The 22,312-nt window shown below is 63.2% G+C and carries 25 protein-coding genes and 1 pseudogene; 17 read left to right on the top strand and 9 right to left on the bottom strand.

The genetic code is table 11. The annotated features are described in order from the left end of the window. Positions 1 to 59: 59 nt before the first annotated feature. The 3 genes from IH615_RS00860 to IH615_RS00850 form a co-directional block, all read right to left on the bottom strand. On the bottom strand, positions 60 to 2,177 hold the full coding sequence (locus IH615_RS00860; protein ID WP_291359058.1) for a ParB/RepB/Spo0J family partition protein: 2,118 nt from the start codon (positions 2,175 to 2,177) through the stop codon (positions 60 to 62). Positions 2,178 to 2,398: 221 nt separating this feature from the next. Beyond that, positions 2,399 to 3,361 (bottom strand): zincin-like metallopeptidase domain-containing protein, encoded by a 963-nt coding sequence (locus tag IH615_RS00855; protein WP_291359056.1) that lies wholly within the window; start codon positions 3,359 to 3,361, stop codon positions 2,399 to 2,401. A 215-nt stretch (positions 3,362 to 3,576) separates the two neighbouring features. Beyond that, the gene (locus IH615_RS00850) at positions 3,577 to 3,762 is read right to left on the bottom strand and encodes a hypothetical protein (protein ID WP_291359054.1); all 186 of its coding nucleotides are present in this window, start codon (positions 3,760 to 3,762) and stop codon (positions 3,577 to 3,579) included. A gap of 364 nt (positions 3,763 to 4,126) precedes the next feature. On the opposite strand from IH615_RS00850, the gene IH615_RS00845 reads away from it, so the two are divergent. Together IH615_RS00845 and IH615_RS00840 are read left to right on the top strand one after the other, a co-directional pair. Further along, a complete protein-coding gene (locus IH615_RS00845) occupies positions 4,127 to 4,612 on the top strand; it encodes a MucR family transcriptional regulator (RefSeq protein ID WP_291359051.1) in 486 nt (161 codons plus the stop codon). A 285-nt stretch (positions 4,613 to 4,897) separates the two neighbouring features. Continuing rightward, positions 4,898 to 5,338, top strand: coding sequence for a rhodanese-like domain-containing protein (locus tag IH615_RS00840; RefSeq protein ID WP_291359050.1), 441 nt, complete (start codon positions 4,898 to 4,900; stop codon positions 5,336 to 5,338). 16 nt (positions 5,339 to 5,354) lie between these two features. Here the strand turns inward: IH615_RS00840 and IH615_RS00835 are convergent, their stop codons facing one another. The 4 genes and pseudogenes from IH615_RS00835 to aztA all read right to left on the bottom strand — a co-directional run bounded on the left by IH615_RS00835 (position 5,355) and on the right by aztA (position 8,178). After that, complete coding sequence (locus tag IH615_RS00835; protein ID WP_291359049.1) at positions 5,355 to 5,624, bottom strand: hypothetical protein; 270 nt, start codon at positions 5,622 to 5,624, stop codon at positions 5,355 to 5,357. A 17-nt stretch (positions 5,625 to 5,641) separates the two neighbouring features. Next, positions 5,642 to 6,529, bottom strand: a complete 888-nt coding sequence (locus IH615_RS00830) for a metal ABC transporter substrate-binding protein (RefSeq protein ID WP_291359047.1) — start codon at positions 6,527 to 6,529, stop codon at positions 5,642 to 5,644. A 9-nt stretch (positions 6,530 to 6,538) separates the two neighbouring features. Further along, complete coding sequence (gene aztB, locus IH615_RS00825; RefSeq protein WP_291359045.1) at positions 6,539 to 7,411, bottom strand: zinc ABC transporter permease AztB; 873 nt, start codon at positions 7,409 to 7,411, stop codon at positions 6,539 to 6,541. Further along, positions 7,408 to 8,178 (bottom strand): annotated as a pseudogene (gene aztA, locus IH615_RS00820) (zinc ABC transporter ATP-binding protein AztA). Before aztA ends, aztB begins: the two are co-directional and overlap by 4 nt. Before the next feature lie 944 nt (positions 8,179 to 9,122). Here aztA and IH615_RS00815 point away from each other — a divergent pair. The 11 genes from IH615_RS00815 to IH615_RS00765 all read left to right on the top strand — a co-directional run bounded on the left by IH615_RS00815 (position 9,123) and on the right by IH615_RS00765 (position 15,706). Then, positions 9,123 to 9,437, top strand: a complete 315-nt coding sequence (locus tag IH615_RS00815) for a hypothetical protein (protein ID WP_291359043.1) — start codon at positions 9,123 to 9,125, stop codon at positions 9,435 to 9,437. 129 nt (positions 9,438 to 9,566) lie between these two features. Then, positions 9,567 to 10,532 (top strand): hypothetical protein, encoded by a 966-nt coding sequence (locus IH615_RS00810; RefSeq protein WP_291359040.1) that lies wholly within the window; start codon positions 9,567 to 9,569, stop codon positions 10,530 to 10,532. Positions 10,533 to 10,543: 11 nt separating this feature from the next. Then, positions 10,544 to 11,026: a DUF411 domain-containing protein gene (locus IH615_RS00805; RefSeq protein WP_291359038.1), complete on the top strand. Its 483-nt coding sequence runs from the start codon at positions 10,544 to 10,546 to the stop codon at positions 11,024 to 11,026. Between the two features lie 34 nt (positions 11,027 to 11,060). Next, positions 11,061 to 11,525: a cytochrome c gene (locus IH615_RS00800; RefSeq protein ID WP_291359037.1), complete on the top strand. Its 465-nt coding sequence runs from the start codon at positions 11,061 to 11,063 to the stop codon at positions 11,523 to 11,525. Beyond that, a complete protein-coding gene (locus IH615_RS00795) occupies positions 11,522 to 12,124 on the top strand; it encodes a DsbE family thiol:disulfide interchange protein (RefSeq protein WP_291359036.1) in 603 nt (200 codons plus the stop codon). The genes IH615_RS00800 and IH615_RS00795 overlap by 4 nt, the downstream gene beginning before the upstream one ends. Next, entirely contained in the window at positions 12,121 to 12,738 is a 618-nt protein-coding gene (locus IH615_RS00790; RefSeq protein WP_291359034.1) for a TlpA disulfide reductase family protein, read from the top strand. Before IH615_RS00795 ends, IH615_RS00790 begins: the two co-directional genes overlap by 4 nt. A gap of 13 nt (positions 12,739 to 12,751) precedes the next feature. Next, entirely contained in the window at positions 12,752 to 13,078 is a 327-nt protein-coding gene (locus IH615_RS00785; protein WP_291359033.1) for a hypothetical protein, read from the top strand. Positions 13,079 to 13,126: 48 nt separating this feature from the next. Next, a complete protein-coding gene (locus IH615_RS00780) occupies positions 13,127 to 13,819 on the top strand; it encodes an SCO family protein (protein WP_291359032.1) in 693 nt (230 codons plus the stop codon). 17 nt (positions 13,820 to 13,836) lie between these two features. Further along, a complete protein-coding gene (locus tag IH615_RS00775) occupies positions 13,837 to 14,640 on the top strand; it encodes a DsbA family protein (protein ID WP_291359031.1) in 804 nt (267 codons plus the stop codon). 30 nt (positions 14,641 to 14,670) lie between these two features. Next, complete coding sequence (locus IH615_RS00770) at positions 14,671 to 15,411, top strand: cytochrome c biogenesis protein CcdA (RefSeq protein WP_291359029.1); 741 nt, start codon at positions 14,671 to 14,673, stop codon at positions 15,409 to 15,411. 88 nt (positions 15,412 to 15,499) lie between these two features. Next, a complete protein-coding gene (locus IH615_RS00765) occupies positions 15,500 to 15,706 on the top strand; it encodes a hypothetical protein (RefSeq protein WP_291359027.1) in 207 nt (68 codons plus the stop codon). A gap of 13 nt (positions 15,707 to 15,719) precedes the next feature. Here the strand turns inward: IH615_RS00765 and IH615_RS00760 are convergent, their stop codons facing one another. Beyond that, positions 15,720 to 16,151: a helix-turn-helix domain-containing protein gene (locus IH615_RS00760; protein ID WP_291359025.1), complete on the bottom strand. Its 432-nt coding sequence runs from the start codon at positions 16,149 to 16,151 to the stop codon at positions 15,720 to 15,722. Between the two features lie 103 nt (positions 16,152 to 16,254). On the opposite strand from IH615_RS00760, the gene IH615_RS00755 reads away from it, so the two are divergent. The 4 genes from IH615_RS00755 to IH615_RS00740 all read left to right on the top strand — a co-directional run bounded on the left by IH615_RS00755 (position 16,255) and on the right by IH615_RS00740 (position 20,560). After that, a complete protein-coding gene (locus IH615_RS00755; RefSeq protein WP_291359076.1) occupies positions 16,255 to 16,626 on the top strand; it encodes a mercuric transporter MerT family protein in 372 nt (123 codons plus the stop codon). A gap of 14 nt (positions 16,627 to 16,640) precedes the next feature. Beyond that, a complete protein-coding gene (locus IH615_RS00750) occupies positions 16,641 to 16,973 on the top strand; it encodes a cation transporter (RefSeq protein WP_291359023.1) in 333 nt (110 codons plus the stop codon). Positions 16,974 to 16,977: 4 nt separating this feature from the next. Continuing rightward, positions 16,978 to 18,396: a mercury(II) reductase gene (gene merA / locus IH615_RS00745; RefSeq protein ID WP_366484659.1), complete on the top strand. Its 1,419-nt coding sequence runs from the start codon at positions 16,978 to 16,980 to the stop codon at positions 18,394 to 18,396. A gap of 328 nt (positions 18,397 to 18,724) precedes the next feature. Further along, positions 18,725 to 20,560: a type II toxin-antitoxin system HipA family toxin gene (locus IH615_RS00740; RefSeq protein ID WP_291359022.1), complete on the top strand. Its 1,836-nt coding sequence runs from the start codon at positions 18,725 to 18,727 to the stop codon at positions 20,558 to 20,560. 174 nt (positions 20,561 to 20,734) lie between these two features. Here the strand turns inward: IH615_RS00740 and IH615_RS00735 are convergent, their stop codons facing one another. After that, positions 20,735 to 22,264: a multicopper oxidase domain-containing protein gene (locus IH615_RS00735; RefSeq protein ID WP_291359021.1), complete on the bottom strand. Its 1,530-nt coding sequence runs from the start codon at positions 22,262 to 22,264 to the stop codon at positions 20,735 to 20,737. Positions 22,265 to 22,312: the final 48 nt, after the last annotated feature.

The raw sequence follows: 22,312 nt of genomic DNA, 5'->3' as shown, positions 1-22,312 counted from the left end.
GTGTGCCCGAGCCGTCAGCGAGTTGCATGTCGAGCTGAGCGCGCGGCCGCCCAGCCGGACTATTCGGCGGCGATCGGGTGCACCTCTCCGGCATCCTCGGCTTCGTCCGAACCGGACCCGTCATTGCCGTTGAGGAAGGCCGGCAATGTGATCGTGTTGGCGCTTTCAAACTCAGCCGATTGGGCATTGGCATCGGCGACCGGCGGCAATCCGGGTGTACGGAGCGGTTCAGGCAACCAGCCGCTACCGGCCAGCAGGCGCTCCGCCTCCTTGGCCATGTCACCCTTTTTGAGATGGTCGATCAATTGAGCCGAGCGTTCATCCACGCCTTCGCGGACCGCTTCGAGAATGCGGAGCTTGGGGACCCGGTTAAGATAATTGTCCGCCGTCGGCGTCCAGCCTGCCGCCACCATATCGAGACCGACCAACTGTGCGATTTGATCGGCGCTGCGCTGACGGCCGCCGCGGTTCCACGCATCATGCTGGGCATTGATGCTGAGCGAAGCGCAATGGGCGAACAGCATTTGCCGGCTGTCGGTATCGAGATTGAGCAGGAAGGCCCAGACATTCTCCACGTCGGGCGGAAGCTGTTCCTTCCACGCGCCACGGCGGGCATCGATCGCCCGTGCCGAGATGGATTCGGCCAGACCCGGGGCCTGCGTGCCGAAGGTCGTATGCCGCAGGCCGACCTCCAGGCAGCTCTCGCTGGTGCGCGAAGGATAGAACAGCGAGAGCACCAGGACATGCAGCACCGCCAAAAACGCTGCATGCGGGTCGTTGGCCACGGCATCGCGCAGGGCGACCGTACGATGCGAGGTCAATTCGAGCTTGAGTCGGTCCGAGAGCGGACGCAGCGTGTCGTCGGCCTCTTCGTCCTCGCTCCCCGTTTCCGCGTCGTCACCGCCGACGAATGCAGCGCCAGGCGAGAGGGCCGAGCCGCGCGGCTCACCCGTCGCGGGGTCGATTGCGGCATCGGCGCTGTCATCGTCCTCACCCGCGAGTTTGGGCTCGTCGTGATAGCGGACATAGCCGCGCTCGATCTCGGATTTGCCTTCTGCATCGAGGCTGATGAACACGCCGGACCGCGCGATCTCCGCCGGATCGTAACGGGTCGGACGACGATCGAAGGTTTCGAGCAGTTCCTCGATCTCGCCGAGACGCTCGTCAACCTCATCGGGGAAGTCGCCCTGGTACTGCTCGTGCAGTTGATCGATTTCGGCCTGCAGCACGGCTCGCGCCGCCGCATCATCGTCATTGAGGGGCTCGACCTCGCCGACCAGCTCGCGCAGCCCGGCGGTGTGCCCATAGGGAAAGTCGATGGCGGTTTCGACCCAGAGCCAGCCTTCGGCTTGGACCTTCTGGGCTTCGATATCGAGCTTGTCCCGCACCAGCTTTTCGAGCAGCGCCGGGTCCTGCAACCAGCCGCCATTGTCGGCCTCGAACAGGTCGCGGGTGATAATACCACCCGCCGCCTCATAGGCCTCGAGGCCGGCATAGATGGCCCGGCGATCATTGGCATTGACGGCGCTCTCAGTCAGCAGGCGCTTGATATAGTAGCCCTGCTTGTTCCAGCCATTGGAGATGGAGATCCACACCTGCTCCTGACGGGCATGGTCGTGGCTGACGGTGAAGGCCATGAGCTGCTCGTAGGTCATGGCGTCCTCGGCATAGAGATCGAGGAGCTTGGAGGAGACCGATGCCAGCTTCAGGCGTTGCTTGACCACATTGACCGAGACGAACTGGCGGGCGGCGATGTCCTCGTCGTCCAACCCCTTGTCCTTGAGGGCCTGAAACGCCCGGAACTGGTCGAGCGGATGCAGCGCAGCCCGCTCGATGTTCTCGGTAAGGCTGTCGTCTTCGGCTATACCGCCCTCGCGGACGATACACGGCACCATCTCGGTCTTGCTCATGCGCTTCTGTTTTACCAGCAGTTCGAGCGCGCGAAAACGGCGGCCGCCGGCCGGGACCTCATACATGCCGGTCTCCTTGCCGTCGGTGTCGACGATGGCGCGGACGCTAAGGCTCTGCAGCAGCGTCTTCTGGGCGATGCTCTCGGCGAGTTGGTCAATCGACAAGCCCGCCTTGACCTGGCGGACATTGGACTGGCTCAGCACCAGCTTGTTGAAGGGGATGTCCCGGGAGGGGCTGAGACTGATTTTCTGGACAGCACTTGCCATGGTGGCGTTCTCCATGACGGGCCGGCCGGGAGCCTCTCTCTCGGCCTCCTGACCCGTCACCAAGAATCCCCGCCACTCTCTCCCTCTGGGATGCCGCCGCACGCGCCCAGGCTGGGGGGTAAAGCTGACCTCTCGAGGGGTCGAGCCCTACTGACGCGACGGGTCTGGTTTGGACGGCACGAGAGAGCCGCCCGATCACCCGCGGCCAGTGACGAACCGCCTCATGCGGCCTCCTCGCCGTCGTCCTGAGCCACTGTCGTCCCCGGCGCGGAGTCAGGAAGGAACGCGAGAATATGGTCGGCGGCCTTCGATGCTGCGCTCGCCGCGCGAACGATGGCCCGATCATCATCGCGCAACAATTCGAGCCATGAGCCGATATAATCTGCGTGCCGAACCGTCGGTACGATGCCGAGCGCGGCGCAGATATAGGCCGCGGAAATTTCCGCCACCAGCTCCTCCTGGGCATACTTCTTCGAACCGAAAGATCCGGTTAGATCGCGCCCCAAACGGGAAGCATGGCCCGAAGCATGCGCCAGTTCGTGAAAAGCGGTGCGATGCCAATTGACGGCCTCAAAGTAGGCCTGCGGGGGCGGTACGCGCACATGGTCGTGCAGTGGATCGTAGTAGGCCCGGGCACCGCCGATCCGGAAGTCGACACCTGTGGCTTCGATCAGACGCTCGGCCTGCGGCAGGATAAGCTCCAGTGCTGGCGGTGCCACCACGGGCACACCAATGCCCGCGGGCAGACCCTCGCATTGTTCGGCGTTGAATACCGTGAATCGCTTCAGGAACGGAATGCCGCGGCGCCTATCGTCAGCCGGGTCGGGCCGGTGGGAATCCTCTCCAGGAATGAACCGGCTGGCATAAACCACGGTCGTGCCGCGCTCGCCTTTGCGCACATTGGCGCCCACGGCCTTGGCCTGCCGAAAGGTCAGCCAGCTCTGGGTCGCGTAACCGCCCTCGATGACGGCGCCCCAGAGGATCAGGACATTGATCCCCGAATAGCGCCGGCCGGTTGCGGCATTGTTTGGCAGATCGAATGATGAGGCCGTGCCGGTGCTGCCCCAAGGCTGAACCCAGGGGAAGCGTCCCGCTTCCAGGTCAGCGACAATTTTATCGGTGATTTCGGCATAAAGGCTGCCCCGGTCCTGTCCGGCAGCACTCATTTCGGCATGGCGTGGCATGGAAATGTCTCCGCGACCGGCCGGTGCGAGCCTCTCTCGCACCCCAACCCGTCACCAACCGCTGGCCCCCCTCTGCCTCTGCTGGCACTGCCGGTTGGGGCCCACTGTGCGTAGGTTCTGAACTCTCATGCAGGCGCGATCTCTGCAGCTTGCGCATGGCCCCGCGGCAGGCCCGCCGACGCGCGGCGGGCGCCGGCGGGAGGCGAAGGCCCGGCTCAATGAGCCGGGCGTCCACCCTGGTAAGGATCGTATTCGAACAGCGGTTCGACTTCTGCGTCGTCAAGTTCATCGGCAGGCATGACGCCGTATGCGCCATCGACCTTGAAGAGAAGGACCGGCACCATCAGGGTGCGGGCGAGGTTCCAGGCGTGTTTCTGGGCAAGATCGAGATCGTTTGACATGTGCTGGCTCCCGTCTTTGGCGGGGACCATTCCCCGCTCGACAGGCGCCCGTTGCTTCCAGAGCCGACGACGATCATCGCAAGGCAAGGCCGTGGCGAACGCATGCATGCATAGCGAACCCCTTGCGGGTTGATCGGTTAGGAGGGGCCGGAACTAGGGAATGAGCCATTGAGAGCGGGGGGTGGCGCCCTGCCCTCGAAGCCAGGTCCCAAGGCGAGGTCGAGGCTGCCCGGAACTAACCGTGCATCCTGCCTCCCGATAGAGAACGCGAGCAGTTTCAGGGTTTGCAGTCGGCCGTTCTTACTGTAGCGAAATTCGTCACGATGGCGGCCCATCGCAACGGATCGAAACAAGAGTTGGCCCAATGACCGAAGAGAACGCTGCTGCCGGCATCGATCTGATCGAGATGACGATGCGCGTCGTCAGCGCCTATGTCAGTCACAACGCCCTATCGGCTGGCGATCTCCCAGGCCTGATCACCGACATAAACGCTGCCCTGTGTGGCTTGCAGTCGGTGAGCACGGCCCCGCAACAGGAAGCAAAGCTCGTTCCTGCTATACCAATCAGGAAATCGGTGACGCCGGATTTCTTGATCTGCCTGGAAGACGGCAAGAAGTTCAAATCGCTCAAGCGTCATCTCAGGACGCAGTACCAGCTGACCCCGGATCAATACCGGGCCAAGTGGGACCTGCCCGCCGACTACCCGATGGTAGCGCCGAACTACTCGGCGACGCGCTCGCAGATGGCTCGCGCAAGCGGTCTCGGACGCAAAAGAGCCGAACCTGTTCCGGAACCGGTGATGCCTGCAGCACCTGCGCCCCGCAAAAAGCTTGGGTTGAAGTTCACCTGAAGCGCCGAATGACGAAGCTGACGTTCTCGAGTTGCGCCAAACTCGAAATCGGGAAACACGCAGCTTCTGTGGCATCATCTCCCGCCATCGGGACACCCGAAATCCATCTACACAGTACCGCGATCATAACGAATCGTCGGCGCAGGGCGCCCTCTTCGCTGTAGTCGAATGCATCCAGTGCGCACCCACCCGATCACAAGCTGGTCAGTGGCACTGGACGTTCGTGGGTGACTGGGCGACAATTCGTTCCTCTCTCGAACTGATTACCCAATCAAGGATCCGACCATGACAGCGACCGGAGCCGATGCGTGGAGCCGGCGGACCTTCGTTCTTGCTCTGCTTGCGTCAGTCGGTTGCGGCAGCCCTCTTTGGAGTGTTGCCCGTGCAACGGCGGCTGAGGAGGCTGATCCGGCATTCGAAACGATCATGAGCGATCAATTGGCGCAGATGCTGAGCCGTAAGGACGTCGTCCTCGTGAACGTCCATATCCCGTATGAAGGCGAGATAGCGCCAACCGATGCTTTCATCCCATTCGATCAGATTGGCGAATATCTAGGCGTGCTCCCCGCCGACAGGACCGCATCGATCGTCCTCTATTGCAAGAGCGGTAGAATGAGCGAGATTGCGGCGAACGCACTGGTGGATTTTGGCTACACTGGCGTTTCTCACCTCGAAGGCGGGATGATCGAGTGGGAAAATGCTGGCTACGCGGTGATTCACAACTAGGCCGCATGACGATTTCTTAGCCCGCCAGCACCGCCTTGATCGCCACGATGAACGTGGCAGCCTCGCTTTCAACGAGGCGTCCGGCGCGGACTTGGGCAGCCGCGGCGTGGACGATGGCGAAAAAGAACGCCGTCAGCCTGGCGATGGGCCGATCAGGTGCGCAAACGCCCCCCGGCCCGCGAGGAAGAAGAATGGCTGCGTAGCCGATGGCCCGACAGTGATGGATCGGTGACCGCGCCAGGTCCTGGGCGCCTGCCGCCGAGAGACTGCTACCAGAATGGCCCACCGATTGGGTCCCGGTAATTACTGTCCAGTGAGCGCGGGGACCAAAAGTTCCACGTTATGTCGGAACATATCGACATAGGTCGCTGCGGGTTGGTTCGGCTCCGAAAGCGCGTCTGCATAGAGTTCGCCGCCGACCGTCGCTCCCGTCTCTTGCGCGATTTGTTCGATCAACCGCGAGTCGCTCATATTTTCGATGAACAGTGCTTTGACCCCTTCCGCCCGCACTTGCTCGATTAGCGCGGCGACGTCAGCCGCCGACGCCTCGCTCTCGGTGCTGACGCCCTCGGGTGCGAGGAAGGTGATGCCATAGGCCTCGCCGAAATAGCCGAAGGCATCATGCGTCGTGATGACCCTGCGCTGCGCCTCCGACACCTCGGCGATCTTCGCCTTAACTTCGGCGTCGAGCGCCGCGAGTTCCGCCGAATAGGCCTCGGCGTTGGCCGTGTAGGTTTTGCAGCCGGCCGCATCCACCGCGCAGAGGGCCCTGGCGATATTGCTCACGTAGATCTGGCCGTTGCTGAGGCTCTGCCAGGCATGGGGATCGGTAATCTCCTCCCCATCCTCATCCATTGTGTGGGTCGCGACGCCCTCCGATACTGTAACCACCGGACCGGCAAATCCTGTTGCTTCGACGAGCCGCTCGAGCCAGCCTTCGAAGCCGAGCCCGTTGACGAAGAACACCTGGGTCGAGGTCAAGGCCGCGGCGTCTGCCGGGGTCGGCTCATAGACGTGGGTGTCGGCATTGGGTCCCACGAACGTGGTAACCGCGACCCGGTCGCCGCCCACGCGGCTCACCATGTCCCCCAGGATCGAGAAGCTCGCCACCGCATCGACTTCAGCGGCTAACGTCGGCATCGCCGTTGGCACGGCGAGAGAAACAAAGGCAACGAAGGCGAGTTTGCGCATTTTAGATCCTTAAGCGACACGATGGCGGGGAGGCGTCAGCCGGGTGCGGATAAGCCCGCGGCTGCCTATGAGAAGCGATGCAAGGTAGATAGCGCCAGCGACGAGAATGATCGCCGGCCCGGACGGAACCGAGAGATGGTAAGAGAGGAGTAGCCCAAGATAGCTCGACACCGCGCCGATTAGGATGGCGACAACGCACATACTTTCGAGACCGTGCACCCAGAACCGCGCCGCTGCGGCCGGCAGCATCATCAGGCCCACCGCCAGCAGCGTCCCGAGCGCCTGGAACCCGCCGACCAGGTTGAGCACCACAAGCCCGAGGAAGATCAGATGCACGGGTTGCCCGGCGCCTGACACGCTGCGCAGGAAATTGGGATCGAGACACTCGGCGAAAAGCGGTCGCCAGATCAGCGCCAGCGACGCGATGCTAATCGTCGCGACCACCCCGATCATGATCAGCGCGTCGTTGTTGAGCGCTAGCACTGTGCCGAACAGCACATGCATCAAGTCGACATTGGAGCCCTTGAGGCTGACCAGCATCACTCCGAGCGCGAGCGAGATGAGGTAGAATGCGGCAAGGCTCGTGTCTTCGCGCTGGATGGTGAACCGCGATACCAGCCCCGCGAGCAGCGCCACCACGAGGCCTGCGACGAACCCGCCCATCGTCATCGGCAGAATTTCGAGGCCTGCGATAAGGAAACCTACGCCCGCGCCGGGTAGGATCGCGTGCGCCATGGCATCGCCCGTGAGGCTCATCCGCCTGAGCATCAGGAACACCCCCACCGGGCCGGCACTGAGGGCGATGACGATCGCGCCGACAAGCGCCCGATTCATGAAGCCATACCGAAGGAAGGGCTCGAGAAAGAACGCATAAAGGCTCACGCTGCCGCTCCATGTTTGTGACGGCCGGACGGCTCGTGCCACGGCGCGTGCTCGTCCCAGGCCTCGGTCATCCGCCGCGCCTTTAGCAAATTCTCGGGCTTTAGCGCTTCCGCCGTCGCGCCCCAGGCGACCGGCTCTCGGGCCATCAGCAGCGTTTGCGGGAAGACTCCGCGGACCAGTTCGGTATCGTGCATACCGCGATCACGGTGCGCCGTTCGGCGTGCCAGCGCAGCACCAGCGCTATCAAGTCCTGCACTGTGCGCTCATCGATTGCCGTGAACGGCTCATCGAGCAGGATGACGTCTGCATCCTGCAGCATCACCCGCGCAAACAGGGCCCGCTGTAACTGCCCGCCGGAAAGGGTGTCGAGTGGCCGGTTCTCGAACCCGGCGAGCCCAACTGTCTTGAGCGCCAACTCGATCTGGGCGTAGTCAGGACCGCTGATCGCGCCGAACAGCCTTCGCTTGGCCCAATGGCCCAAGGCCACGAGATCCGCGATCTGTCGCTGGAAAACTGCGGTCAATCTCGGCGCTCTGCGGCAAGTACGCGATGTTGCGCCCCTTGCGATCGCCCCGCTCGATGGCGCCGCCCAGAGGTCTCAAGATTCCGGTAATGCCTTTGAGCAGCGTCGATTTGCCGGAGCCGTTTGGCCCCATCACCGCAGTGAGTGAGCCGCTTTGAAAGCTCCCATCGAGATGGTGTACCGCCGGATGCCCGTCATAGCCGAGTGTCAAATCCCGCAGATGGATGGAAGCCGCCTCGCGCATGCCTAGCCTACCAGCGACAGGATGGCGGACCAGACCACAATCACCAGGACCGCGGCGATTGCGAGGCGGAACGCTGCGCTGCGTTGCGCGAAGCTAAACCTTCTCCGGGCAGCTACACCGCCGTTGCGGGTGTGCGCACGGTCGTCGTGCAAGAGATTTCTCATCTGAATGTGGGCCTAACAGCACAAAACTGAAAATGTAATAACATTACGACAACGGGCGGGTCAACCGGGGAAGCCGCTAGCGTCACTATACCCGCCACGCTTGGCGAGCCGTAGCGTAGCGCAAGTAGCGCCGTCGTCTAGACCGCAGCCAACCGGGGAGGCGTGAGCTGCTGCCTCGCGCCGCAGGAGCAGCGCGTCCGCCTTGCCAGCATGTCCCATGGCGGAGAACTGCTCCGCCATCCGGGCCATGGGCGCTGCCAACAGCGTGTTTGAGCGTTTGGCGAGGCGTCCGCCGTCTTTGAGAAGTTCGACCTTTAGCGACCCATGAGGCGGCCGAAGCTGGCCAACATCGGCGCATTGGCGATACCCATTTCCACGAACGGCATCCGGGTTGCGCCAGCGGCCCCTCCAGCCGGGCGAGCCAGTCCCGCATCAGGCCGAACTCCACCTTGCGATGTCCAGGATGGCGTCCCCAATCTCATCCCTCCGATCGTCAAGCGTCCGACATTCCCCTCCGGTCAAAGGCTGACTACGGTTTGCCTAGGCGATGCCCCACGCCCAAACTGAAGGGCTTCGCGTCCGCTCAAGCTGGTCGCATGGCAAGCATTCTGGGGAATAGTTCCAATGACCACATCGACGACGAAGACCAGCATTCCGACTTCCGCCAGAGTGGCGACCCCAGCAACCGCCGCGTCGACCACGGGAACATGCGGCAAACGGCGCGTGGACACCGGCGATATAAGTGTCTAGTTTTGGCCCATGGCAACTCTTGTGCGTGCATTGCTGATCGCGCTGGTCGCCGCATTTGCGGTAGGCACGGTTGCGCATGGCACGAGCGTTACGGCCATGGATGTCGCAATGTCGCTTTCGAGCGCCGACATGGGCATGAGCGATTGCCAAGGATGCCCGGATGCCGACGGCCAAGCTCTTTCCTGCGACAGCATCTGCGTGACGCCGGTCATGGCGGTGCTTCCATCGATACGCACGGGTTTGCTGCCGGCAACGTCCTGCACGGCGTGCTTCGAGGTCCGCAGCGTCGCTGGGCGCACCGGGCCGCCTGATCCCTACCCTCCGCGATCCATCATCCTGAGCTGACGCCGTCCGGACTTTGTTCCGGCTCGCGGTGTCTGACGGTCACGCGCGGTTCGTCTGACCGCCCGTGACTCTGCTTTGTAGCGCGCTGCGCCCGAGGTGACGCGAGCGCCCTCAGGATGGTTGGATATCATGATATCGTATTTATCGACGCCGACGCGTCGGACCTTTCTCACATCTGCCAGCGCTTTCCTGGTCGTTGCGACAGTTCCCTTCTCGCGCCCTCTCGGCGCAGAGGCGGATGTCGATCACGGCGTCCAGCCGGACGCGAGGAGCAGCACTGCGGGTTCCGCAATAGCCTTCGACGGCGACGCGCTGATTGTTGCTCACGATGGGCTGTCCCGCCGCGACGGCGATGAAGCGTGGTCACCGCTGCCCGCCCCGGCGGGAGGCAACATTCTGGCACTTGCCGCGCATCCCGATCGTCCCGGCCGAATTGTTGCGGGGTTGGCCGACGGCGTCGCTCTGTCCGAAGACGGCGGGCGCAGCTGGGAGGGGAGACGTCAGGGCCTGCCGGACGCGCCGGTAACGGCGATCACCATGGCGGCAGCCAAGCCGGACACCCTCTATGCGGCGCTTCGCGACGACGGTCTGTGGAAGAGCGAGGATGCCGGCCGATCCTGGGCTTTCGCCATGGACAGGCCATGGCTGGCGGAAGCGGAACGCGATCTGACGGCATTGGCCTCGGTCGAGCTGGCCACAGGCATGGGTGGCATCTGGGTTTATGCCGGAACCGAATTAGGCCTGACACGGGTGCCCGACTGCTTCTGCCGCTGGCAGGACGTACAGCCCGGCGACGCCATGGACGCATTGGTATCCGGGGCAGCGCCAGCGCCCCACGCCCCGCTGCCGGGCGGGGAACCGGTCATTGCACTGGTCAGTGCTGCATCGCTTGCGAGCAGGCTCTATGCCGCCCTGCCTTCGGGTGTCTGGGTGTCCGAGGACGCCGGAGTCGTCTGGGCGCAACGCTCAACTTTTCGCGCCGAAGCGATCGCTGTCCATCCCGGCAATGCCGATTCTGTCGCCGCTTTAACGAGGGACGGCCTCATCCAAAGTCGCGATGGCGGTAAGAGCTGGACCGTAGCCGCAAACCTGTAACGGAGAACATCATGAAAAAGATCATTATCGTCGCAACCGTTGCGGTACTGGCCGCCGCCGCTGGCGTGGGTTTCACCGCGTTGACCACAGCCCAGGACCCGCAAGAAGCAGGCGAGAGCATTGCCGATGCCAAAGCGATCACGATCTGGCGCGATCCGAACTGCGGATGCTGCGATGTCTATGCCGAATATCTGGAGGCCAACGGCTTTTCCGTGACGCGCATTGATGACCGCGACTTCGACAAGCGCTCGATCGAGGCCGGGGTTCCGCAGCAGGGGATTGGATGCCACCTGGCAGAGATCGACGGCTATGTCGTGAGCGGGCTCGTACCGGTCGAGATCATCGAGCGACTGGTCAGCGAGCGTCCGGACATCACTGGGATCACCCTGCCCGGGATGCCGGGGAATGCTCCCGGCATGGCGCCGGCGAAAACTGGCACGCTGAAGACCTACTCGTTCGGCGAGAACGGCGTTACCGTTTATTCCGATGAGTGAGCTCATAAGCGGAGTGGAGGCGAAGCGACTGCTCATGGCGACCGCCGGTTTGGCCGCCATTGCGATGGCCGTGGCAGTGGCATGGGGCGCGGGAATGCAGGCACCGCCAGATGGCCTGACCGTCCTTGGCCGGCCCGTGACGGGCGAGCAGATCGCCCGCGGCCGTGAGGTCTATGCGCAAAACTGCGCCTCCTGCCACGGCGCAAACCTCGAGGGCCAGCCGGACTGGATGCGCCGCCTCGACAACGGCCGCATGCCCGCGCCACCGCACGATGAGAGCGGTCACACCTGGCACCACTCGGACCAGGACCTGTTCGCCATCACCAAGCTAGGCGTCGGCGGAGTCGTCCCGGGCTATGAGAGCGACATGCCCGCCTTCGCCGAGATCTTGAGTGACGACGAGATCGCCGCCGTACTCGCCTTTGTCAAGAGCACATGGCCCGAGCGCCAACGGGGTTTCCAGGCGCAGGTGACGGCCAATGACGAGGGCGGTTCATGAGCACAGTCGGAAAACAACCCGCTGCCACAACGCGGCGCAGCATCCTGGCCTTCCTGCCACTTGCCGTCGCGGCCACTCTTGTCATCGTGCTCGCCTGGGGTCTGAACCGCGATCCAAGCAACCTCCCGTCCACGCTGCTGGGCAAGGCGGTGCCCGATTTCGATCTGCCGCCTGTGCAGGGGCGAACGCTCGGGTTGTCGGGCACAGATCTCAAGGGCGAAGTCTCGCTAGTCAATGTCTTTGCATCCTGGTGCGTCGCCTGCCGAGAGGAACATCCCCTGTTCATGAAGCTGACGGCGCAAGGCACCGTGCCGCTGCACGGCCTCAACTACAAGGATCAGCCGGACGACGCGGCGAAGTGGCTGGACAGTCTCGGCGATCCTTATAGACGCACCGGGGCCGACGTTAGCGGACGCGTAGCGATCGATTGGGGTGTCTATGGCGTGCCCGAGACCTTCGTCATCGGTGCAGACGGTCGCATCGCCTACAAGCACATCGGGCCCGTGAGCGAAGAGGTGCTCACCAGGACCATCCTGCCGCTCGTCGAATCGCTTCGCCAACAGGCGGAAGACCCGTACATGCCGGAGGGCGGCCAATGACGGGCCTCTTACACCGGCAGCGCGCGATATCTGTCTCTCTAGCGGCAGGGGTACTCGCGCTGGTCGCGGTTGCGATTGCCAGCGCGATTTACAGCGGCGGCGATAGGCCATCGGGCGCGCCCACAAGCCGCAACGACCAGGCTGCTGCGACCGCCCCGTCCCAGACCTTCGTCATTCATGAAACCCCGCAGCCACACCCCGAGATCACCTTCGAGGACGGGAGCGGCAGGCCCCTCACGCTCGCCTCATTCAAAGGCAGGACGGTTCTGCTCAACGTCTGGGCGACCTGGTGCGTGCCCTGCCGCGAGGAAATGCCGACGCTCGACGCACTCGAGGCGGCACTCGGCGGCCCTGGTTTCGAGGTCGTGCCGCTTTCGGTCGACAGGGCGGGACCCGAAGTGGTCCGCAAGTTCTATACCGAGATCGGCATCCAACATCTCGGTCTCTATGTCGACGCCTCGATGCGGGCCTCGTTCGACCTTGCGGCCGTCGGTCTGCCGACGACGCTCCTCATCGACGCCGACGGCCGGGAACTTGGGCGGCTCGTCGGGCCGGCTGAGTGGGACACGCCCGAGATGATCGCGTTTCTCAAAACCCATCTGACCTCGCACTGAAAGGGAAATCCTCATGACCACGACACGACAGCCCAATGCAGAAACCGGTTCGCTTGGCCGCGACCTCCTCCACGCGATACGTTACTACCTCCGCGGTCGCCGCGGCCTCCTCATACTTGCCGCGGTCGCGGTCGCTGGCGGTCTCGCGTTCAATTGGAGCTGGCTGGCCGCCGTGGGGGCGGCCCCGCTGATCCTGGCGCTCGCTCCTTGCGCGGTCATGTGCGCGCTCGGACTCTGCATTCACCGGATGACCGGCGGTTCTAGCAAGTCAAACCAGGCCGAAAACGTCGCTGCCGCTGGCGACGAAACGGCACCCGTCAAGCCCCGGACCGACGCGTGAAGCGGGGAAACGGTTGACGCCGGCGTCCCTGTCCCAAGGAAAGCGATCATGCGTATCTCGAGATTTGTTGCAGTTGTCTGCGTGACCCTGCTGGCGCTGTCTGCGCCCGCCATTGCTCATCACCCCGGCGCCAACCTTGACGCGGTGATGGGCGACAAGGAGAAGTTCTTTCAGGCCATCGATCAGCCAGCGCCCGGCTTTGACCTGGTGGATGCCAAGGGAGAGGCGGTGAGCCTTGCCGATTTCGCGGGCAAGATCGTCATCCTCAATTTCATCTATGCGGGCTGCCTCGACGTCTGCCCGCTGCATTCGGAAAGGCTCGCCGAGATCCAGCGGCTGCTCAACCAATCGCCGATGAAGACGCAAATCCAGTTCGTCACCGTAACGACCGACCCCGAACGTGACACGTCAGCAGTCATGGAAGGCTACGGCGAGGCGCACCGCCTCGATCCGGTCAACTGGATCTTCCTCACCAGGAAGCTGGACGAGCCCGAGGATGCGACCCGCGTTCTGGCGCGCACCTATGGGTTAGAGTTCACCGAGACCGAGGACGGCCAGCAGATGCACGGCGTGGTGACCCATGTCATCGACCGCGACGGCCGGCTCGCAGCCAAGTTCCATGGGCTGCGCTTCGAGCCGGTCAACATGGTCCTCTATGTCAACGGGCTCGTCAACAACGCCCAGGCACCAAAGCCAGCAGTCGAGAACGGCTGGTGGGAACGGTTCATGGGCTGGTTCTGAATGGCGGGAGAAGCACGTTGACACACCATTTGAGATTTGCCGGACGCCGGCTCGGATTCCTCCTTCTACCCCTGTTGCTCATCATTGCGGCAGGCTCCTGGTATCTGCTTGATCCTGGGTTCCGGGCAGGCCAGCAGCTCGAGGCCCCGCTGGAGACTCTGCCGCAGGACGCGTTTGAGCGGCGCGTCCGCGAATATCTTGTTGCCAACCCGGAGGTCATCGTCGAGGCCATGCGAAACCTTGAGCAGCGCCAGCGGGGTGCCGAACAGACCGAAGCGCAAGCGGCCCTTGCCACTCATCGCGACGAATTGCTCAACAGCCCGGAAAGCCCGGTTGGCGGCAATCCGCAAGGCGATGTGACCCTGGTCGAGTTCTTCGACTACAACTGTCCCTATTGCCGCGAGGTCGCGCCAGCGATGGTGGAGGCGGAAGCGGGCGATCCGCAACTGCGCATCGTCTACAAGGAGTTCCCCATCCTCGGGCCAAACTCCGTGTTCGCGGCAAGAGCCGCACTCGCTGCGCGCCGTCAGAATGACTATCCGCGATTCCACAAAGCGCTTATGCAGGTCTCGGGCTCTGCCGACGAAGCCCGGGTGTTGGCCATTGCGGAAGAGATCGGTCTCGATCTCGAGCAGCTCAGGACCGACATGGCTGATCCCGCGATCGACGCCGAGATCGAGCGCAATTTCGCACTCGCCCAGGCGCTGCGGATTAACGGCACGCCGGGCTTTGCCATCGGTGACGAAATCCTGCGTGGCGCCACTGACCTGCAAACCCTGCAGGGACTGATTGAGCGTGCCCGCGAAGGCGACAATCGATGAAGCCGGAAATGCAACTGAAAGTCCCTCCGAATGCCTGAACTCTCCAATATCGGCATCCTCAGCGCCTTCGTTGCCGGCATTATCTCGTTCCTGTCGCCCTGCGTGCTACCGCTGGTGCCGGGATATGTGTCCTACATCGCCGGCCGGTCGACCTTTGCCTCACAGTCAGGTGAGGTCGCTGTCGCCCGAAGCGCAACGCTCGGCCTCAGTCTCTGCTTCGTGCTCGGTTTCACGACCGTCTTCGTCATCCTTGGCGCCAGCGCCACCGCACTCGGACAGATGCTGCTCCGTTACCGGTTCGAAATGAACATCGTCGGGGGCGGGATCGTCACGCTATTTGGGCTATTCATGCTCGGAACGATCCGGCCCACCTGGATGATGCGCGAGGCGCGGTTTCATCTGGACATGCCCGGCGGCAAGGCCGTATCGGCCTATGTTCTCGGCCTGGCCTTCGCCTTCGGCTGGACCCCATGCATCGGCCCGATCCTCGGCGCCATCCTGACGGTCGGCGCCGGGTCGGCAACGGTTGCAGATGGTATTGCGCTGCTGACGATCTATTCGCTGGGCCTGGGCGTGCCATTCCTGCTCGCCGCCGTCTTCACCGACACCCTGTCTGCCAGACTGAAGGCATTCGGACGCCTCGGACGTATTCTGCGAACTTTCGCTGGGGCTATCATGATCGTTATGGGCGTCGCCATGATGACTGGCTATCTCTCGGCCTTCGCCTTCTGGCTCCTGGAGACGTTTCCGGTGTTGTCCGCAATCGGCTGAGTTCGCTCCGGGGCGGTTGAAGAGATCGTGATTTGACCTTCCCAGCGCTGGAAGGCGCACGCTCGACCAAAGTAAGGAGGTGACCGCGATGGCCTCGAACACCGACAAGTTGGAGCGTGATATCCTGCGCGTGCTCAGGTGTGCCTGCCGGCAAGACCGGCCCGACATTGCCGAATTCATGCTCGCCGCGCTGGAGAAACTCGATCGCGACGGGATCGAGGGCCCGCAATCTAGTAGTGCCTTGATCGGGGCCTATCGCGAGATCGTAAAGACGGAAGGTCGCAGAGGAAACTGAGCTCTCTCCGGCATCAACCGGGAAGGTCCCCTTGCGACGCCAACGTCTCCAGTACCGGGCATCCGGGTGCGTCGTCTCCGGAGCATTGCGCGGCGGTCACCGCCAAGACTTTCTCGATGCGCCGGAGGTCGGCGATCTTGGCGCGCACATCGGCCAGGTGCCGTTCAGTGCGCTCTTTCACCTCGGCGCAGGTCTGCGTGCCACCATCGACCAGAACCAGCAAGCCGCGAATATCATCGATGGAAAAGCCGAGTTCACGGGCCCGCAGGATGAAGCGCAGCCGCGAGACGTGGGTGTCATCATAGATGCGGTAGCCCGATGTGGTGCGCGGGGGATCGGGTATCATGCCGATCTTTTCATAGTAGCGGATGGTCTCGAGGTTGCAGCCGGTGCGCCGGGCGAGTTCGGCACGCTGCAAACCCCTCCCGGAAACGTGATCAAGCATCTCTCGGAATTCCTCTTGAGCCTGTAGTTGCTACAGACTGTAGCCTTCTTTGGACTGGATTTCGAGGGCGGACCGCATGAGCAGCACGGAAACCGAAACAGCAATGCCGGATGCGCCGCTGGATGTCGTCGACCGGCGCAAGAGTTGGTTCGCCACCGGCGGCATGGTTGGCGCGATCCTCGCCTCGACGTGCTGCATCGCGCCGCTCGTGCTGTTGACGCTCGGCATATCGGGTGCCTGGATCGGCAATCTGACCGCGCTCGAACCTTACAAGCCGATCTTTGCCGGTATTGCACTCGTCTTCATCGGACTCGGCTTCCGGAAGGTCTATTTCACGGCTTGGCCCGCCTGCGAGGTCGGCTCCTACTGTGCCAAGCCTGAATCCGCCCTCATCACCAAAACTGTCCTATGGCTCTCGACCGCGCTGGTCGCTCTCGCACTGACCATCAACTGGTGGGCACCACTGTTCTATTGAGGAGAAACGGTCCCATGAAATCGAAACTCGTTGTTGCGGCGGGATTGCTGGCCATAGGCCTGTCCGGCCTGCCGCTTATCGCCCTCGTTTCGTCGGCCGCTCTTGTTTCGGCCGCTTATGCAGCCGAGACCGAACAGACCGCCACCTTCGACGTGCCGGGCATGACCTGTGCGCTCTGCCCCGTCACGGTACGAAAGGCGATGGAAGGCGTTGAAGGCGTCAGGTCTGTAACGGTCGATTTCGATGGCAGGACGGCGACGGTGGTGTTCGATCCATCCGTGACGACAATCGAGGCCATTGCCGCTGCCTCGGCAAATGCCGGGTATCCGGCGATAGTCAGGGGCTAAGGCGATGGAGGCCTGTTGCGTCAACAAGGACGCCTATGATTTGGCCGTCATCGGGGCCGGCTCGGCCGGCTTTTCGGCCGCAATCACGGCGGCAGAGCAAGGCGCGAGCGTTGCTCTCATCGGCCGTGGTACAATCGGCGGTACCTGTGTCAATATCGGCTGCGTGCCGTCCAAGACCATGATCCGTGCAGCGGAGGCTGTACATGGAGCATACAGGGTAGGCCGGTTTCCCGGGCTCGCCGGGGAGGCTCTCGTTTCAGATTGGCGCGCGCTCGTCGCGGCCAAGGACGATCTTGTCAGGACGTTGCGGCGGAAGAAGTATATCGACCTGCTGCCCGAATACGAAGGCGTCGCATATCTGCAGGGACACGCACAACTCAACGGTGCCGGCGTGCTGGTGGACGGCAGGCCGATCGCGGCCGGCAAGATCATCATTGCCACGGGCGCGTCGCCGGCCATTCCCGATATCCCCGGCATCGAGAGCGTTCCTTATCTCACCAGCACCACCGCGCTGGAACTTGAGGAACAGCCGCGCTCGCTCCTGGTCATCGGCGGCGGCTATATCGGCTGCGAACTGGCGCAGATGTTCGCCCGCCTTGGCACCAGGGTGACGCTCGTCACGCGCGAGCGCCTGCTGCCTGAGGCGGAGCCGGAAATAGCGCAGGCGCTTGACCGATATCTGGCTGATGAAGGCATCGCGGTCCGCAGCGGACTGACCTATTCCAGGATCGAGAGCCGGGAGGGCGAAATCACGCTGACTTTCGACGTGGACGGTCGTGCCGAAACGCTCGTCGCAGAAAAGGTTCTGGTGACCACCGGGCGGTCGCCCAATTCGGCGGGCCTTGGCCTTGATGAGGCCGGAATCAAACAGATGCCGACCGGCGGCATCTACGTCGACGATCGCATGCGCACCTCGCGCCCCGGCATCTACGCTGCGGGCGACGTCACCGGCCGTGACCAGTTCGTCTATATGGCTGCCTATGGCGCCAAGCTCGCCGCGCGCAACGCGCTCAATGGCGACAGCCTTGTTTACGACAACACGACCATGCCCTGGGTGGTGTTCACCGATCCGCAGGTTGCGGGTGTCGGCCTTTCCGAGCGCCAGGCCATACAGCAGGGATTCGATGTCAAGACATCGGTTGTATCGCTCGAGCAGGTTTCGCGCGCGCTCGCCGCCCGCGACACGCGGGGACTGATCAAGCTGATCGCGGAAGCGGGGACAGGCCGTTTGCTCGGCGCGCAGATCCTCGCACCCGAAGGCGCCGATAGTATCCAGACCATGGCGCTGGCGATAAAATTTGGAATGACGACTGCAGAGTTGGGCGAGACGATCTTTCCCTATCTCACCACGGTGGAGGGGCTAAAACTCGCCGCCCAGGGGTTTGAGAAGGATGTCGCCAAGCTTTCCTGCTGCGCCGGATGATCGTCCGTGCCTGGCATCAGCAAGAATAAGTCGGCTATGCCTGTGTTCCGCTACCCGGTCGATTTGGCGGAACGCTCGGATTGATCGCGTGTCGGTGCTGCGCATTGCGTTCCAACGCCTGGCGGGCAGCCTGGCTGGAACCACCTTCCCAAAGTAGGAGGTTCCATGCCGCATTTTATGCCAATCTAATAGATTTCAGCGCCATGGCACGAAGCGCCGTCTTTAAACTATTCCGTATGTCAAACACGCGAAAGTTAAACACAACGTTGACCTCCCCCGGCCCTCGGTCTAACTTTCCCGTATGTGAGATACGAGAAAGTTAGTCCTGATGCTGTTCCTCGTCGGAGAGAATATCGACAAAACCCGCAGCCATTACCAAGCCGAAACGGGCAAACTCGTCCAACTGATGCGGGGCGTCTATGTCCAAGCGGATGACGACGTTGACGCGATGGTGATGAAGCACGGGGTCCGGATCGCGCGCTATCTATATCCCCATGCCTATCTATCAGCGGCCAGCGCCATGCTGCTTGGGCCCACGCGTGACGGGCGGCTCTTTATCAGCGGCCGCCGCATCCAGCGCACCAGGCTGCGCGCCCTCGAAATCATCCAGAACGCCGCTCCCGATCACCCTTCCGTCGGCCATGCCGTCGTTGATGACGGCATGGGCGAGTTCACGGTCAGCGTCTCCGCCCCGCGCCAGCGCTTCCTTGAGGCGTTCCGCATCCGCAGCGAACACGCCGCCTCCCTTGACGAAGGGATGCGCGAGACGATCGCCGAGCGCCTCAAGGAAGAGTATGGCGGCGCCCAAGCTGCCGCCGACGCGGTTTGGGCTCTCGCCCGCGAAAACCAATGGTATCGCGAAGGCGAGCAAGCCGAACGGTTCCTGCTGCGCCGCCCGTCCGCCTCGCCCGGCAAGAACGAAGCCGTGCTCGACCTGATCGTTGCTTGGCACAAAAAGCCGATCGGCAATCTGGCGCATGACGGCTTCGAATGGCGCTGGAAAGCCCCCGATGAACAAGGTCCGCCGCTGGTGCGCCAGACAACGCCTGGCCAGCTGCCGCCCTTCATCGTCTCGCTGTTACCGGAAGGCTGGCTCGAGTCGGTCCTCGGCGACCGCGACGAGCGCGCGCAGCTGCGCTCAGGCCGCCGCTACATGTCGAACATCACGATCGCGCCGACGCAAGCCGAACTCGCCACGATGCCGGCCGATATTCTCGACACGCGCCTGACCGACTACGTCAGCGACGGCGTCTTTACCGGCCACTACGAAGGGCCTGGCCGCGGCGAACTCGAGGGCAGCTTCGAGAGCAATCTCGCCGCGATCTTCGCACGCAACGATACGCCGCGCCTCTCGGGGATACAGATCAAGGCGCCGATGTTTCTCGCAGCCGACGGCGCGCTGCTCCCGAGCACCGGCCAGCCCTTTACCCATATCCTCAAGCCCGCCGGCACCAGCGGCTTCGACCACTTGCCGGTCATCGAATGGCAGGCGCTAACGCTCGGGGCGGCCGTCGGCTTCGAGACGCCTACTATGGCGCTTGTCGCCATGCCGGACCGCATGCCGCCGGCCCTGATCGTCGAACGCTTCGACATTCGCAGCGGCGGACACGACACGCGGCTTCTCGCGCTAGAGGATTTCACATCTGTCCTGGGCGTCGCCACAGACACCAAATATGACGGCACAATCGAACGCGTCGCGCGCGCGCTGCGCCCGCTCTCGACGGACCCCGACGCTGATCTGATCCTCATCCTCAAACGCGCGCTGTTCGCCTGGATGATCGCCGACGGCGACATGCACCTCAAGAATCTGGCGTTGCTCAAGATCGCGGAAACCCGCGGCGACCACTTTACGAGCGTGCGCCTTGCCCCACTCTATGACGCAGTGACAACGCGCGCCTTTCCCCGCCTCGTCCGCGACCGGATGGCCCTCAAGCTCAACGGCAAGGATGATCGATTGCGCCGTGCGGACTTCAAGTCCCTCGCCGCCACCGCCGGCCTCCGCGCCGTCGATGCCGGGGCCGCCATCGACGATCTCATGGAACGGCTCGCCACCGCCGTCGAGGACGTCACGCCGCCGCCGCTGATCACCGCCGGCTCGCCCGCCGCGGAAGCCATGGCGCTGATGCGCGGGCTTATCCGCCAGAGGATTGAATCCTTCGCCTAGAGCCATTTCAGGCCGTGCAGTCATCACAACTCACCGGTGAGGAATTGAGTATCGCTAGGCATAGAATTACTGCTCTGACGCAGATCCGATGATCGTGGCTATGAATCAGCACCAAGGTCTGACCCCGCACGGTGGTGTGGTACGGGGCGCTCGAAACGAGCGCCCCGCTTCCGATCAGGCCGAAGCCTCGACCGAGAACTCGGTCATCATGCCCGAGGCCATGTGAGGCATGTGGTGGCAATGCAGCATCCAGCGCGCGGCCTCGCCCGCATCGACCGCAATCTCGACCATCGCCATTGGGGGCACATAGACCGTGTCGCGCAAGGCCCCCGAGACGCGACGGCCGTTCAGGCCGACGACTTGGAACACATGGCCGTGCAGGTGCATCGGATGGCCCATCATCGACATGTTGTGAAACATCAGCGACACCCGCTCGCCGGCGCGCGCGGGGATGGGCTGGTGCCGGCCCCAGGCCGCTCCGTTGATGGTCCATGCATAGGGCTGCATCGACCCGCCCAGCATGATCATCTGGCTGCGGTCCACGGGACGCTCCAGCAGGGGGTGCAACGCCACCAGACGCGCCTCCTGCGACAGATCGGTGTCGAAGGCGGGTGCGTCATTCTCTGCCAGACCGTCAATGCGCGGTACCTCGGCCCCCGGCGTAGCGAGGATAAGACCGGTGCGCTCGCGCGCGCCTTCGCGCAGGGCCAGAATTGGCCAGGCGCCGCTCTCATTGGGAAGGTCGATCTCGAAATCCATCCGCTGTGCCATTGCCAGGCCGAAGCGTGTGCCGGAAATCGGCTGCACCGAGTCGCCGTCCACCGCGATCAGCCGTGCCTGCGCCGCCCCGGTGTCGATCCAGAACACCGTAGCCGCCGCAGCGTTGATCACCCGCAGGCGAATACGCCCGCCGCGTTCGACCTGTACCACATCGGGGTCCGAGAGCGTCCGGTCATTGGCGAGATAGGCGTCCCAGTTATAGTCGTTTAGGTCCATGGCCATGCCATCCATGCCCATCATTCCACCCATGTCCGGCATGTTGCCCATCGGCATGCCGCCCATTGCGCCTTCGCCAGACCCCGTCGGCATCGCGCCATGATCCATCCCCGGCATGTTGCCCATGGCTGTGCTTGACATATTCGGCGCAGGGCTCGCGTCGCCATGTCCCGCGCCACCGGTGGCGATCTCTTCGAGCACCTCTTCAGGCGCCTTGAAAGAGAAGTCGTGCAGGAACAGCACCACCTCCTGCCGATCGGCTGTCAGATCTTCCGGAGTACGCACGATCAGCGGCGCGGCAAGCAGACGCATTTCATGGGTCGGCACATGGGCGTGCATCCAGAACGTACCGGGCCGGGTCTCGTAGTCATAGGAGCGCGTCTCGCCCGGTGCCATCAGCGGCACCGTGTTCGGCGCCCCGTCCTGCGCATTTGGCGGGATCTGGCCGTGCCAATGCACGATGGTCGGTACGTCCAGATTATTGGTCAGGTCAACGCGGAACCGTTGGCCGGGATCAAAGGTTAGCCCCTGCCCCCCAGGTCCAGAAAGGCCGAAGACGGTTGCAGCGCGACCGTTGATATCCAGTGTGCGTGTCGTGGCCGAAAGGGCAATCGGGGCCGCCTGCGCGAAAGCAAAGCGGGGCATTTGTGCAGCGGCAATGGCAGCAGCACTCGCGGCCAAAAAGCCGCGACGGGAAAAAATAGTCATAGTCGTCTCCTCGGGACAGCGCGTCCCGTTCAAGAAAGTCGATGAAAC

This window comes from Devosia sp. (genome assembly GCF_014860165.1).
In the GTDB taxonomy this organism is placed as follows: Bacteria; Pseudomonadota; Alphaproteobacteria; order Rhizobiales; family Devosiaceae; genus Devosia.
Note: the sequence above shows the minus strand (reverse complement) of the source record. Positions and strands in the feature narration are given on the sequence as shown.